Annotated in this window: 14 protein-coding genes; 11 read left to right on the forward strand and 3 right to left on the reverse strand. The window is 74.2% G+C overall.

What is annotated here, in order from left to right; all coding sequences use genetic code 11:
• Window positions 1-55: 55 nt before the first annotated feature.
• A complete protein-coding gene (gene corA, locus ACFY3U_RS23495; protein WP_387205386.1) occupies window positions 56-1201 on the forward strand; it encodes a magnesium/cobalt transporter CorA in 1146 nt (381 codons plus the stop codon).
• Window positions 1202-1241: 40 nt separating this feature from the next.
• Here the strand turns inward: corA and ACFY3U_RS23500 are convergent, their stop codons facing one another.
• Both ACFY3U_RS23500 and ACFY3U_RS23505 read right to left on the reverse strand, forming a co-directional pair.
• A complete protein-coding gene (locus ACFY3U_RS23500; protein ID WP_387205388.1) occupies window positions 1242-2078 on the reverse strand; it encodes a polysaccharide deacetylase family protein in 837 nt (278 codons plus the stop codon).
• A 118-nt stretch (window positions 2079-2196) separates the two neighbouring features.
• Window positions 2197-3003: a hypothetical protein gene (locus ACFY3U_RS23505; protein ID WP_387205390.1), complete on the reverse strand. Its 807-nt coding sequence runs from the start codon at window positions 3001-3003 to the stop codon at window positions 2197-2199.
• A 116-nt stretch (window positions 3004-3119) separates the two neighbouring features.
• Between ACFY3U_RS23505 and ACFY3U_RS23510 the strand changes: the two genes are divergently transcribed.
• A complete protein-coding gene (locus ACFY3U_RS23510; RefSeq protein ID WP_387205392.1) occupies window positions 3120-3650 on the forward strand; it encodes a peptidylprolyl isomerase in 531 nt (176 codons plus the stop codon).
• Between the two features lie 27 nt (window positions 3651-3677).
• Window positions 3678-4619, forward strand: a complete 942-nt coding sequence (locus ACFY3U_RS23515) for a rhomboid family intramembrane serine protease (RefSeq protein ID WP_387205393.1) — start codon at window positions 3678-3680, stop codon at window positions 4617-4619.
• 46 nt (window positions 4620-4665) lie between these two features.
• Here ACFY3U_RS23515 and ACFY3U_RS23520 read toward each other — a convergent pair whose 3' ends face one another.
• A complete protein-coding gene (locus ACFY3U_RS23520) occupies window positions 4666-5091 on the reverse strand; it encodes a PH domain-containing protein (protein ID WP_387205395.1) in 426 nt (141 codons plus the stop codon).
• A gap of 82 nt (window positions 5092-5173) precedes the next feature.
• On the opposite strand from ACFY3U_RS23520, the gene ACFY3U_RS23525 reads away from it, so the two are divergent.
• From ACFY3U_RS23525 to ACFY3U_RS23560, 8 genes are all read left to right on the forward strand, one after another.
• Window positions 5174-6346 (forward strand): thiolase family protein, encoded by a 1173-nt coding sequence (locus tag ACFY3U_RS23525; RefSeq protein WP_387205397.1) that lies wholly within the window; start codon window positions 5174-5176, stop codon window positions 6344-6346.
• A gap of 63 nt (window positions 6347-6409) precedes the next feature.
• Window positions 6410-7408 carry a phosphotransferase gene (locus ACFY3U_RS23530; protein ID WP_387205399.1) on the forward strand — a complete coding sequence of 333 codons (999 nt, stop codon included), beginning with the start codon at window positions 6410-6412 and terminating at the stop codon, window positions 7406-7408.
• Window positions 7409-7617: 209 nt separating this feature from the next.
• Window positions 7618-8505 (forward strand): DUF1906 domain-containing protein, encoded by an 888-nt coding sequence (locus ACFY3U_RS23535; protein WP_387205401.1) that lies wholly within the window; start codon window positions 7618-7620, stop codon window positions 8503-8505.
• A 145-nt stretch (window positions 8506-8650) separates the two neighbouring features.
• Window positions 8651-9157, forward strand: coding sequence for a hypothetical protein (locus ACFY3U_RS23540; RefSeq protein WP_387205403.1), 507 nt, complete (start codon window positions 8651-8653; stop codon window positions 9155-9157).
• Between the two features lie 69 nt (window positions 9158-9226).
• Window positions 9227-9919, forward strand: a complete 693-nt coding sequence (locus ACFY3U_RS23545) for a response regulator transcription factor (protein ID WP_387205405.1) — start codon at window positions 9227-9229, stop codon at window positions 9917-9919.
• Complete coding sequence (locus ACFY3U_RS23550; protein WP_387205407.1) at window positions 9912-11387, forward strand: sensor histidine kinase; 1476 nt, start codon at window positions 9912-9914, stop codon at window positions 11385-11387. Before ACFY3U_RS23545 ends, ACFY3U_RS23550 begins: the two co-directional genes overlap by 8 nt.
• Before the next feature lie 56 nt (window positions 11388-11443).
• Complete coding sequence (locus ACFY3U_RS23555) at window positions 11444-12046, forward strand: hypothetical protein (RefSeq protein ID WP_387205409.1); 603 nt, start codon at window positions 11444-11446, stop codon at window positions 12044-12046.
• Between the two features lie 127 nt (window positions 12047-12173).
• On the forward strand, window positions 12174-12881 hold the full coding sequence (locus tag ACFY3U_RS23560; protein ID WP_387205565.1) for a glycosyltransferase family 2 protein: 708 nt from the start codon (window positions 12174-12176) through the stop codon (window positions 12879-12881).
• Window positions 12882-12956: the final 75 nt, after the last annotated feature.

Genomic DNA, 12956 nt, shown 5'->3' on the forward strand with positions numbered 1-12956 from the left:
GCGCGGCCCGGGTCGGCGTACCCTGCAACGCGCGGCTCGTGGAGAGGGGGATGCCATGTCGGATCGGGTGCAGCGGCGGTCTGTGACGTCGAACTCCGGTGGCGCCCTGCGCCCCCGGGCCTGGGCGGCGCCCGTGCGGGCGATGTCCCGCATCCTCAGCGTCGATGGTTCGCCGGTCACCACCACGCCGTCCGCCCCGGGGCGCAGCGGTGTGGTCGACTGCGCGCTCTACGTCCGGGGTGAACGCCGGCACGGCGACTGGACCTACGCCGACGCGCTGGAGGCGGCCCGCCGCGAGGACGACGCCTTCGTCTGGGTCGGCCTGCACGAGCCGGAGCAGGCCGAGATGTCCGCCATCGCCGACACGTACGGCCTGCACGAGCTGGCGGTCGAGGACGCCGTCAAGGCCGAGCAGCGCCCCAAGCTGGAGCGCTTCGGCGAGGTGGCGTTCCTGGTGCTGCGCACCGCGCGCTACTGCGAGCACACCGAGCTGACCGAGAACTCCGAGGTGGTGGAGACCGGCCAGGTGATGCTCTTCATCGGGCCGAACTTCCTGATCAGCGTCCGGCACGGGGACGCCTGCCGGCTCGCCCCGGTGCGGGCCGACCTGGAGGCCCGGCGCGAGCTGCTGCTGAACGGGCCGTGGGCGGTCGCGTACGCGATCACCGACCGGGTGGTGGACCTCTACCTGGAGGTGGCCGACCAGCTGGAGGACGACCTGGACGTGCTGGAGGCGGACGTCTTCGACCGGCAGGGCAGCGGCCGGATCCAGCGGATCTACCAGATGAAGCGGGAGCTGGTGGAGTTCAAGCGGGCGGTGATCCCGCTGCAACGCCCGCTGCTGAGCCTCACCTCACAGGTCAACCGGGACGTGCCGAAGGAGATCCGGCGCTACTTCCGGGACGTGCAGGACCATCTCAGCCGCACCGTCGAGCAGGTCAACTCCTACGACGACCTGCTCAACTCGATCCTCCAGGCCCGGCTGGCGCAGGTCACCGTCGACCAGAACAACGACATGCGCAAGATCGCCGCCTGGGCCGCGATCGCCGCTGTGTGGACCGCGATCGCCGGCATCTACGGCATGAACTTCCAGAACATGCCGGAGCTGACCTGGAAGTACGGCTACCCGGGGGTGGTCGCGATCATGGTGACCGGCTCGTTCCTGCTGTATCGCTGGTTCCGCCGCAACGGCTGGCTGTAGCGCCACCCACCCGGCCCACCCACCCGGCCCGCGAGCCCGGTCAGCCGGGGCGCGTGCCGGCGGCGATCAGCTCGGAGACGGTGACGAAGTCGAACCCGCGGGCCCGCAGCCCGTCGATCATCGCGGCCAGGCCGTTGATCGCCACCAGCCGGTCGGCGGGCCCGGTGTCGTGGGCCAGCAGGATCGTCCCCGGGGTGCACGCGCCGACGACGTAGTCGACCAGCCCGTCGGGGTGCTGGACGTACTGCGACTCGAGCATCTGCCGGTTCCACAGCACCACCTGGTAGTTCAGGTCGTTCGCCGCCAGCAGGGTGCTGCCGCCCAGGTGCCCGTACGGCGGGCGGAGCAGGGTGGGCGGCCGGCCGGTGAGCCGGGTCAGCTCGCCGTGCGCCCGGTCGATCGCGTCTCGGCTCTGCTCGTACGTCATGGTGGCCAGGTCCTGGTGGGCCCAGGTGTGGTTGCCGACCTCGTGCCCGGCGAGCCGACCGGCGACCAGGTGGCCGTACCGGCGGGCGTTGCGGCCGACCATGAAGAAGGTGGCCCGCGCGTTCGCCCGCTGAAGGATCGACAGCACCTGCGGGGTCCAGTTCGGGGCGGGCCCGTCGTCGAAGGTGAGCGCGATCAGCTTCCGGGTGGTCTCCACCCCCCACACCACCTGCAAGCTGGCCGACCGGGGCGGGGTGAGCCGGTCGGAGTGCACCGAGGACGCGTACCCCCCGTAGACCGGCAGCCGGTCGCCGGCGGTCGCCTCGTCGTACCCGACCTCGCCGGTCAGCGTGACGCCCGCGCCGCCGAGCGCGGCGAGGGCGCCGGTGACCACCGCCCGCCGCGACACCCGGCTGCGGCCGGGCGGCTGGGGAGCGCTGGCTGGCGGCATGCCTTGCACTGTAGGAGGTGAGCGCACGCCGGGCGATCCCGTTCCCGGCGGCTCACCGAACCGGGGACACGCCGACGGCGCGGGAGAGCCCTCCCGCGCCGTCGGCGATCGTTCCCGGTCAGCTACGCGACTTCGCCGCGTTCTTGCCGAGCGCCTTGCTCAGGTCGTCGGCCGGCCGGCCGGTGACGTCGGTGGCGCCCTCGGCGACCGACGGGACCTGGTCGTTCTTGTGGATCACCGGCTGGCCGCCCGGCCGGGTGGTCGAGGAGCTGTCCCCACCGGCCACCGCGGAGCTGCCCGCGCCGGTCGGGCCACCGGCGGTGCCGGCGCCGCCGGACATCGTGGCGGCGTCGGTCACGGTGCCGCCCGTCGTGGTGCCGGCGGAGCCGTTGGCCGAGGAGGTGCGCACCACCAGGGTGTCGACCTCGTCACTCACCGGGGCCACGCCGCGGGTCGGGTCGTACTCGGCCCACTCCTGCTGCTCGCGGCGGCGGCGCATGGCCATCGCCCCGGCCACCCCGGCGACGGCGCCGGCCGCCAGCAGGCCGGTCATCATGCCGCCGGACCGCTTCTTCTTCGCCTTCACGTTCCTGGCCTTGGCCTTCTTGCTCACCGCGGCCTGCTTGGCGGCGACGGCCTTGCGGCCGGCCAGCGCCTTGCCCGCGGTCTCGGTCTGCGCGTTGCGCACGGCCACGGCCAGCGGCGCCAGGGCCGCGACGGTCGACGCGAACCCGCTCGATGCGCGGTCCCGCACCACCAGGGCGGTCGGCGCGACCGCGCCCCGGGCCGCCTGGACCCGAGGCCCGACCGAGGTGCCGGCTCCCTTGGCCGCGTACGTCGCGGCCTGCCTCAGGTGACCGATGCCCTGGTTGAACTCGACCCTCGCGAGCTGCCCCTGGGTCTTGCGCCGCCCGATTCCAAACACGGTCCCACCTCCTGGGAGTTGTTCCTCGTCATCCTCCACCTTCGGATGCCTCCGCACTGCCAGATCGGGCACATGGGAGGATCCGCATGGAACTGACCAACGAGTGAGGAGTACCCGTGGCCGAGGCTCTCTACGCCACCCTGCACACCAACGCTGGCCCGATCCGGCTGGAGCTCTTCCCCAACCACGCCCCGAAGACGGTCCGCAACTTCGTCGACCTGGCCGAGGGCAACCGCGAATACACCGACCCGCGCACCGGTCAGCCGGGCACCGGGCCGTACTACGACGGCACCATCTCGCACCGCGTGATCAGCGGCTTCATGGTGCAGATGGGTGACCCGACCGGCACCGGCCGGGGTGGCCCGGGTTACACGTTCGCCGACGAGTTCCACCCCGAGCTGCGCTTCGACCGGCCGTACCTGCTGGCGATGGCGAACGCCGGGCCGGGCACCAACGGCTCGCAGTTCTTCATCACCGTCGGGCCGACCCCGCACCTGAACAACCGGCACACCATCTTCGGCCAGGTGGCCGACGAGCAGTCCGCGAAGGTGGTGGACGCGATCGCCAACACCCCGACCGGCCCGAGCGACCGGCCGCTGCAGGACGTGGTGATCGAGCGGGTCGAGATCGAGCGCACCCAGGCCTGATCGCGCCCGCGAGGTACCTTTGCACGCATGACTGAGCGCACCGGGCCCGTAGGCGACGCCACCGGTCAGCCGGTGCCGACCACTCCGGTCTGCTACCGGCACCACGACCGGGAGACGTACCTGCGGTGCAGCCGGTGCGACCGGCCGATCTGCCCGGAGTGCATGCGGGACGCCGCGGTCGGGCACCAGTGCCCGGAGTGCGTGAACGAGGGACGACGGACCGTACGGCCGGCGCGTACCGCCTTCGGTGGCGGTGCGGCCGGCCGTCGCGGCCTGGTCACCCGGACGCTGATCGCGCTGAACGTGCTGATGATGCTGATCTCCATCATCTCGGCGCGCAGCGGCACCGCGGTGGCCGGTGGCGGCCTCGGCGGTCTGCTGGGTGGCACGACGCCGCTGACCGACTGGGGAGCGGTGCTCGGCCTCGCGCGCTTTCCCGACGGGAGCGTCGGCGGGGTGGCCGATGGCGAGTGGTACCGCCTGGTCACCGCGATGTTCCTGCACTTCGGTGTGCTGCACCTGCTGCTGAACATGTGGGCGCTCTGGGTGCTCGGGCGCGACCTCGAGGCGATGCTCGGGTCACTGCGCTTCCTCGCGCTCTACCTGGTGGCCGGGCTCGGCGGCAACGTGGCGGCGTACCTTTTCACCGAGCCGAACCGGACCACCGCCGGCGCCTCCACCGCCATCTTCGGGCTGTTCGCCGCGGTCTTCGTAATCATGCGCAAGCTCGGCCGGGACACCTCGGCGATCGTGCCGGTCCTGGTGATCAACCTGATCTTCACCTTCACCGTGCCGAGCATCTCGATCGCCGGGCACCTCGGCGGTCTGGTGGTCGGCGCGCTGATGGCGCTGGTGCTGGCGTACGCGCCGCGCAACCGCCGGCCGATCTTCCAGGCCGCCGGTACGGCGATCATCCTGGTCGCGCTGCTCGGCATGGTGCTGGTCCGCACCGCCATGCTGACCGGCTGACCCGCCGATCAGCGCCCAGCCGGCACCGCGGCGAGGACGGGGCCGCTCAGGGGCGGGCGGCCAGCAGCGCCTCGGCCACCTCGGCCGGCGGGGCGTCCAGGTCGTACCGGCCGAACAGGTGCAGCGACTCCCCGGCGTCGATCTCCAGCGTCTCACCGGTGAGCCCCAGCCGGGACCGCCGGTCCACCCGGATCCGCTCCACCGTCGGCCAGGGCAGCAGCCGTCGACCGGCGAACCCGTCGATGACCGTGATGCCGTCCGGGTCGACGGCGAGGCGTACCGGGGCGAGCAGGTCGCGCAGCGCCCAGCCGGCCAGCGCCAGCCCGGCGACCACGGCCAGCACCAGCTGGACCCGGTCGCCGTCGGAGAGCAGCGCGCCCAGCAGCGCCAGCACCAGCGCGCCGGCCAGCTTCACCACCGGCAGGGCCGCCGGCACCCGCCACTGGCGGCCCGGGGACGATGGGGGATGCACCCGTCCAGCATGCCAGCCGGGGGCGGACGAGCGCCGGGGCGGCGACGTAGGATCGATCCAGCCTGGTTACCGGGGAGTAGTCATGAGTGACGCAGTCATCGTCGGCGCGGTACGCACCCCGGTCGGGCGGCGCAAGGGCAGCCTGGCCACGGTCCACCCGGTCGACCTCTCGGCGCACGTGCTGCGGGCCCTCGCCGAGCGCACCGGCATCGAGCCCGGTCAGGTCGATGACGTGGTGTGGGGCTGCGTCTCCCAGGTGGGCGAGCAGTCCTGGAACATCGCCCGCAACGGCGTGCTCGCCGCCGGCTGGCCCGAGACGGTGCCCGGCACCACCCTCGACCGGCAGTGCGGCTCCAGCCAGCAGGCGCTGCACTTCGCCGCCGCCACGGTCGCGTCCGGTCAGGCCGACCTGGTGGTCGCCGGCGGCGTGGAGTCGATGACCCGGGTGCCGATGGGGTCCAGCGTGGCCGGCGGGATGCCGTTCAGCGACCAGCTCCGGGACCGCTACCGGGGCGTCGAGGGCTTCGCCGACGACCAGCCGCTGCCGTTCAACCAGGGCGTGGGCGCCGAGCTGATCGCCGAGCGGTGGCGCTTCTCCCGGGCCCAGCTCGACGAGTTCGCGCTGGCCAGCCACGAGAAGGCGGCCGCCGCGCAGGACGCCGGCGCATTCGACCCGGAGCTCGCCCCGGTGGCGCTGCCCGACGGCGGCAAGTTCGCCGCCGACGAGGGCATCCGCCGGGACACCTCGCTGGCCAGGCTCGGCGAGCTGGCCACCCCGTTCCGCGCCGACGGCGTGGTCACCGCCGGGTCCGCGTCCCAGATCTCCGACGGCGCCGCCGCGCTCGCGGTCACCACCAGCGAGTGGGCCAGCCGGCACGGGCTGCGCCCGCTGGCCCGCATCCACACCGCCGTGGTCGTCGGCGACGACCCGGTCACCATGCTCACCGCGCCCATCCCGGCCACCGCGAAGGCGCTGCGCCGCGCGGGCCTGGGCATCGAGGAGATCGGCGTGTACGAGGTGAACGAGGCGTTCGCCCCGGTGCCGCTGGCCTGGCTGGCCGAGACCGAGGCCGACCCGGAGCGGCTCAACCCGCGCGGCGGGGCGATCGCGCTGGGTCACCCGCTCGGCGCGTCCGGCGCCCGGATCATGACCACGATGCTCCAGCACATGCGCGACGGCGGCATCCGGTACGGCCTGCAGACCATGTGCGAGGGCGGCGGCATGGCCAACGCCACCATCCTCGAACTGCTCTGAGAGACCGCCGCCGAGCCGGGGAATTCGTTCGCCCCGGCGGGAGGCGGAGTCGACAATGCCGGGATGACCGCGACCGGCACGCCCTCGACCGACTGGCTGGACCCGGCGTACCGGCGGTCCGCCCTGGACTGGGTCATCGCCCGGCTCGGTCGGGACGGCCGCACGGTGACCGGCCCGGTGGAACCCCGACAGCGCCCCTGGTCGCTGGTGTGGCGGGTGCCCACCGACGCCGGGCCGTTCTGGTTCAAGGCCAACAACCGGGGCACCCGACACGAGGCGGCGCTGCTGGCCGAGCTGGCCCGGCTCGCCCCGGACGCGGTGCTCACCCCGTTGGCGGTGGACGTCGACCGGGGCTGGACGCTGCTGCCCGACGGCGGGCCGAGCCTGCGCGACGTGCTGGCCGGTGACCGGGACGTGTCCCGCTGGGAACGGGTGCTGCCGGCGTACGCCCAGCTGCAACGCCGCACCGCCGGCCGGGTCGACGCGCTGCTGGCCGCGGGCGTGCCCGACCACCGGCCCGAGGCGCTCCCGGAACTCTTCACCGCCCTGCTCGCCGACGAGGAGTCGCTGCGCCCCGGCGCGCCGGACGGCCTGCCCATGGCGGCGTACGACCGGCTGCGCGCCCACCGGGCGGCGTTCGCCCGCGACTGCCGGCGACTGGCCGGGTACGGCGTGCCGGCCACCGTGCAGCACGACGACCTGCACGACGGCAACATCTTCGTGACCGGCGACGGCTACCGCTTCTTCGACTGGGGCGACGCCTCGATCGCCCACCCGTTCGGCACGCTGCTGGTGACCCTCCGGGCGGTCGCCGCCGGCTTCGGGCTGCCGCCGGACGCGCCCGAGTTGGGCCGGCTGCGCGAGGCGTACCTGGAGGCGTGGACCGACCGGTACGACCGCGCCGACCTGCGGGAGGCCGCCGCGCTGGCGACCCGGGTGACCGCGCTCAGCCGGGCGCTGTCCTGGCGGCGCGCCCTGGACACCGCGGACCCGGAGCGGGCCGGGTACGCCGAGGCGGTGCCCGGCTGGCTCCAGGAGCTGTTCGCCCCCGGCCCGCTCTGACCACCCACCCACCCACCCACCCGCTCCGACCGCCGTGATCGCCCGGTCGGCCGTGGTCGGCCGACGGTCCGGTTCGTTCACTCCATGGTGGACCGGACGGGGTGGACAGAACCGTGGTGGACCGGCAGGATCCTGCCAGTCGACGTCGATCGCGGGCTTCGCCCGAGCCGCTCCGCCGACCCCTCGTCACCCAACAGATCGGGGCAGCCGTGTCGACCACCCCCGTGCCGTCGCGGCTGCGCCGGGCCGCCCGCCGCGCGCTCGCCGCGGCCCTGACCGGAGTGCTGGCCGCGACCGGCGCGCTGGCCGGCCCCGGCCGCCCGGCGACGGCCGCCGGCTACACCGGTCCCCAGCCCGGCACCTTCACCGGGCTGGGATTCGACGCCTGCACCGCCCCGTCGGACGCGGCGATGACGGCGTGGCTCCAGTCGCCGTACCGGGCGGTCGGGGTCTACCTCGGCGGGGTGAACCGGGGCTGCGAGCAGCCGAACCTCACCGCCGCCTGGGTGACCAACCAGCAGGCGGCCGGCTGGCGGATCTTTCCGCTCTACGTCGGCTTGCAGGCGCCCTGCTCGACGTACTCGCGCCGGATCGACCCGACCCGGGCCGCCGCGCAGGGCCGGGAGGCGGCCGAGGACGCGGTGCTCAACGCCCGCGCCCTGGGTCTCGCGTCGTGGAGCACGCTGATCCTGGACATGGAGCACTACGAGCCGGGTGACGCCGGCTGCGCGACCGCGGTGGACGCGTTCGTGAACTGCTGGACGGTCCGCCTGCGCTCGTCGGGCTACCGGTCCGGCTACTACACCGGCGTCGGCTCCGGCAGCACGAGCGACCTGGTGGCCGCGTACGCCCGGCCCGGTTTCGTCCCGCCGGACGTCCTCGACTTCGCCCGCTGGGACGGTGTGCGGACGGTCACCGACCCGGTCCTCCCGGCGACGTACTGGCAGCCGCATCGACGCATGAAGCAGTACCAGGGCGACCACTACGAGACGTGGGGCGGCGTCCAGATCAACATCGACAGCAACTACCTGGATCTGGTGCAGCCGCCGGCCCCGCGTCGGCTGCCAGGGGTCGGCACGACCAAGCCGCGCGGCTGACGGAGTCGGCCACCGCCGCGGACGACGAGCGGGTCGGGCACCCGGGTGCGGCGATGTCGCACCCGGCGTGCGACTTGCCCGCGTGGAACTTCCAAAATCTTCTCGTGACCCACGTCACCCCTGGTCACGGCTCGTTTGACAGGGCATGGACGTGTTTTCGCGAACGTTCCTTCCGGCCGCCGCCGAGACCGGGCTTGCGGTCCAGACGGTGACCCGGCACATGCCGGTCTTCCGGCAGTGCGTCGGCTCGGGTGACGCCACCGTCCTGGTCACCCGGTGCAGCCGACCCGACCGCCCGGTCGGCGGCGAATACCTCCTCCTGCTCACCCACCGCCGGATGGTGGTCACCCAGCAGACCCGGGTGCTGCACCGGCTCCGGCTGCACCTCAACACCGAACTGCGCGAGCTCAGCAACGTCACCTGGAGCCCGGACCCGCGCTCGCAGTCGGTCGAGCTGTCCGCGACCGCCATCGACGGCGCCCGCGAGCGGTTCGTCATCCGCACCCAGCACCCGAAGCAGGTCTGGCAGCTGGACACCCTGCTGCACCACGCGTTCCGGACCAGGCTGCGCCGGCCGGACGAGCGGGTGGTCGCCACCATCGGCGAGACGCCCGCGGGCGCGTCCGGCCTGCGCCCGGTGCCGGCCCGCTGACGCGCATCCTTACCTGACCCGAACAAACCCGTACGGTCGCCGGGCCCGGCGGTCGGTCATCATGGGCCGGTGACCGTCGACGCCGCCCCGCGCGGGCTGGTCCTCGTGGTGGAGGACGAGCCGGCCATCGCCGAGCTGGTCCGGCTCTATCTGAGCCGGGACGGTTTCGGCGTACACCTGGAACGGGACGGCACGGCCGGGCTGGCCGCCGCGCGGCGGCTGCGCCCGGTGGCCTGCGTGCTCGACATCGCGCTGCCCGGCCTGGCCGGCACGGAGGTCTGCCGCCGGCTGCGCGAGGCCGGCGACTGGACGCCGGTCATCTTCCTCACCGCCCGGGACGACGAGGTCGACCGGATCGTCGGCCTGGAGCTGGGCGCCGACGACTACGTCACCAAGCCGTTCAGCCCCCGGGAGCTGGTGGCCCGGGTCCGCGCGGTGCTGCGCCGCACCACCGGCGCCCCGGAGGGGGCGGAACGCCCGCGCAGCGTCGGGCCGGTCACCCTCGACCCCGCCCGGCGTACGGTCACCGCGGCGGGCGCGCCGGTGCAGCTCACCTCCACCGAGTTCGACCTGCTGGCGCACCTGATGGCCCGCCCCGGCCGGGTCTTCACCCGGGAGGAGCTGCTGGCCGGAGTCTGGGGTTACGCGGCGCACGCCGGCACCCGCACGGTCGACGTGCACGTGGCGCAGGTACGCGCCAAGCTCGGCCCGGCCAGCGTGATCCGCACCCACCGCGGCGTCGGGTACGCGGTCGATGGCTGACCGCGCCGGCCCACCCCCGCCCGACCGCGAACCGACGGTCGCGCTGCCGGTGATCGGGGCCCACCCGGCGCCCGCACCGCCCCGGGCCCGCTTCGGCCGTACGCTGACCGCCCGCGCGGTGCTGGTCAGCTGCGCGGTGGCGCTGGTGTCGGTGCTGGTCACCGCGCTGGTGGCGGTGCCGCTGGCGGTGCGCGGCGCCGAGCGGCGGGACCAGGAGGCGCTGGCCGCGCAGGCCCGGCTGGCGGCCGACGTGCTGCGGATCCGCCCGGTGCGGCAGCGGGACGCCGCCGGTGACCGGCTGATCCGCCAGCTGCAGCAGCAGGAGATCCAGGTGTGGGTGGTGCGCGCCGGCCAGGCCGACCGCCCCGGCCTGCCCAGACAGGTGGTGGCCAGGGTGGCCGGCGGCGGCAACGTCTCCGGCCGGCGCCTGGTGGCCGGCGAGCGGGCGTTGGTGGAGGGCCGGGCGCTGCCGGACGGCGACGGGGTGGTGCTCACCCGGGCCACCCCCGCCGGCCCGTGGCGGCAGGTGCTGCGCAGCCTGTGGCTGCCGCTGCTGGCCGGCCTCGCCGCCGGGGTGGCGGCCGGGCTGTTCCTGGCCCGCCGGCTGGCCCGGCCGATCCGGCAGGCGGCCACCGCCGCCGCCCGGCTGCGCGCCGGGGACCGGGCCGTCCGGGTGCCGGTGGAGCCGCCGGACGAGGTGGCCGACCTGGCGTACGCGCTGAACGGGCTGGCCGCCGCGCTGGCCACCAGCGAGGGACGGCAACGGGAGTTCCTGCTGTCGGTGTCGCACGAGCTGCGCACCCCGCTGACCGCGATCCGCGGGTACGCCGAGGCGCTCGCCGACGGCGTGGTGGGCGCGGACGACGCGCCGGGCACCGGCCGGACCATGCTGGCCGAGGCCGAGCACCTGGACCGGCTGGTCAGCGACCTGCTCGCGCTGGCCCGGCTGGAGGCGGCGGACTTCCCGCTGGAGCCGGTACCGGTCGACCTGGCCCGGCTGGCCGCCGACGCCGAGCGCACCTGGTCCGACCGGTGCGCCGCGCTGGGGGTGCCGTTCCGGCTGGAGACGCCGGGCGGGCCGGTGCCCGCGTACACCGACCCGGGGCGGATCCGACAGGTGGTGGACGGGCTGCTGGAGAACGCGCTGCGGGTCGTACCCCCGGGGGCGCCGGTGGTGCTCGCGGTCCGGCCGGCCGGTCCGGGCCCGGCCGCCGGTGGGGTGGTGGAGGTCCGCGACGGCGGGCCCGGCTTCACCGACGACGACCTGGCGGTGGCGTTCGAGCGCGGGGCGCTGCACCAGCGCTACCGGGGGGTGCGGAAGGTGGGCAGCGGTCTGGGCCTGGCGCTCGCCGCCGGCCTGGTCCGCCGGCTGGGCGGGGACATCGCCGCCGGGCACGCGCCGGAGGGCGGCGCGGCGTTCGCCGTCTCGCTGCCGGCACATCCTTACCTGACCCGAACATCGGCCTGACGATCCACCCACCGTCGTCGGGAACGCTGGTGCCACCACCGACGAGAGGAAGTGTCATGGCACGTCTGCGTTTCGCCACCGCCACCACCGCGCTGGCCGCCGGCATCGTGCTCGGCCTCACCGGCTGCGGCCCGGCCCAGGTGGGACAGGCTTCGAAGGCCGCCGCGGTCGACGTCGCCGCGGCGATGGGCGCCGACGGCCAGGCGTTGGCCGCGATGGGGTTCGACCCGGCCGAGCTGGAGCCGGTGGCCGCGCCCGCACCGTCCCCCACGGGGTCGGCGAGCCCGGAGGCCGGGGCGAAGAAGGGCAAGAAAGGGGAGCGCGCCGAGGAGTGGCGCAAGCGCCGGCAGGCCCGGGTGCTGCTGCGGAAGAACACCCTGCACGGCGAGGCGGTGGTGCAGACCAGGGACGGCGGCACAAAGACCGTCGCCGTACAGCGCGGCCAGGTGACCGCGATCAACGGCACGTCGATGACCGTCAAGTCCACCGACGGCTTCACCATGACCTGGACGTTCGGCCCGGACCTGAAGGTCGTCGAGCGGCGGAACACCATCCAGGCCAACGACGTCAAGGTCGGCACGACGGTCGGCGTCGCGGGCGCCAAGGAGGGCGACGGCGGCACGGCCCGGCTGGTCGTGGTGCCGCTCAAGCAGCAGTGACCGACGCGGATGCCGGTCGGGCGGGTTACGCCGTCCGACCGGCGTAAGCCCGTGGTGGCGGCCTCGGTGCGGCTGACCTGCCAGGCTACGCTAGGGCCGACATGCTCTCGCCACCGTGGAGATCCCCGTGAAGCTCTCGATCCTCATGCCGGTCTACAACGAGGAAGAACGCATCGCGGATGCCCTCAAGCAGGCACTGGCGGTGGACTACCCGTGCGAGATCGAGCTGGTCGTGGTCGACGACGGCAGCCGGGACGGCACCGGCGAGATCCTCGGGCGAGCTGACGACGCGCGGCTGCGGGTGATCACCCACCAGCGCAACGCGGGCAAGGGCGCGGCGATCAGGACGGCGGTGGACAGCGCCGAGGGCGAGTACATGGTCATCCTCGACGCCGACCTGGAGTACGACCCGCAGGACATTCCCCGGCTGCTCGCCCCGGTCCTCGACGGCCGGGCCACCGTGGTCTACGGCAACCGGACCTTCGGCAGCCACAGCGCCTACAGCTTCTGGTACGTGATGGGCAACAAGGGCGTCACGATGGCCGCCAACGTGCTGTTCAACTCGTACATCGGTGACCTGGAGACCTGCTTCAAGCTGATGCCGGTCGCGCTCTACCGCTCGCTGGAGGTCCGCTCCCGCGGCTTCGGCATGGAGGCGGAGGTGACCGGCAAGCTGCTGCGCCGCCGGATCCGCCCGTACGAGGTGCCGATCAGCTACCGGGCCCGCGGTCGCGAGGAGGGCAAGAAGATCACCTGGAAGGACGGCGTCGAGGCGATCTGGATCCTCGGGCGGGAGCGCACCCGTCGCCGGCCGGCCGGCCCGCCCCGCCCCTGACCGCACGGTTGGCGGCGCCGCCGGCCACCCGGCTAGCCTTCAAGTTGACGTTGACGTCAACTTGAAGGTGGGGTC

This window comes from Micromonospora sp. NPDC000089, assembly GCF_042899365.1.
Lineage (GTDB): Bacteria > Actinomycetota > Actinomycetes > Mycobacteriales > Micromonosporaceae > Micromonospora.

Bases quoted from the DNA above. Each gene is read 5' to 3' on its own strand.
- corA (WP_387205386.1), top strand. From the start codon at position 56: ATGTCGGATCGGGTGCAGCGGCGGTCTGTGACGTCGAACTCCGGTGGC.
- ACFY3U_RS23500 (WP_387205388.1), bottom strand. From the start codon at position 2,078: ATGCCGCCAGCCAGCGCTCCCCAGCCGCCCGGCCGCAGCCGGGTGTCG.
- ACFY3U_RS23515 (WP_387205393.1), top strand. From the start codon at position 3,678: ATGACTGAGCGCACCGGGCCCGTAGGCGACGCCACCGGTCAGCCGGTG.
- ACFY3U_RS23525 (WP_387205397.1), top strand. From the start codon at position 5,174: ATGAGTGACGCAGTCATCGTCGGCGCGGTACGCACCCCGGTCGGGCGG.
- ACFY3U_RS23530 (WP_387205399.1), top strand. From the start codon at position 6,410: ATGACCGCGACCGGCACGCCCTCGACCGACTGGCTGGACCCGGCGTAC.
- ACFY3U_RS23540 (WP_387205403.1), top strand. From the start codon at position 8,651: ATGGACGTGTTTTCGCGAACGTTCCTTCCGGCCGCCGCCGAGACCGGG.
- ACFY3U_RS23550 (WP_387205407.1), top strand. From the start codon at position 9,912: ATGGCTGACCGCGCCGGCCCACCCCCGCCCGACCGCGAACCGACGGTC.
- ACFY3U_RS23555 (WP_387205409.1), top strand. From the start codon at position 11,444: ATGGCACGTCTGCGTTTCGCCACCGCCACCACCGCGCTGGCCGCCGGC.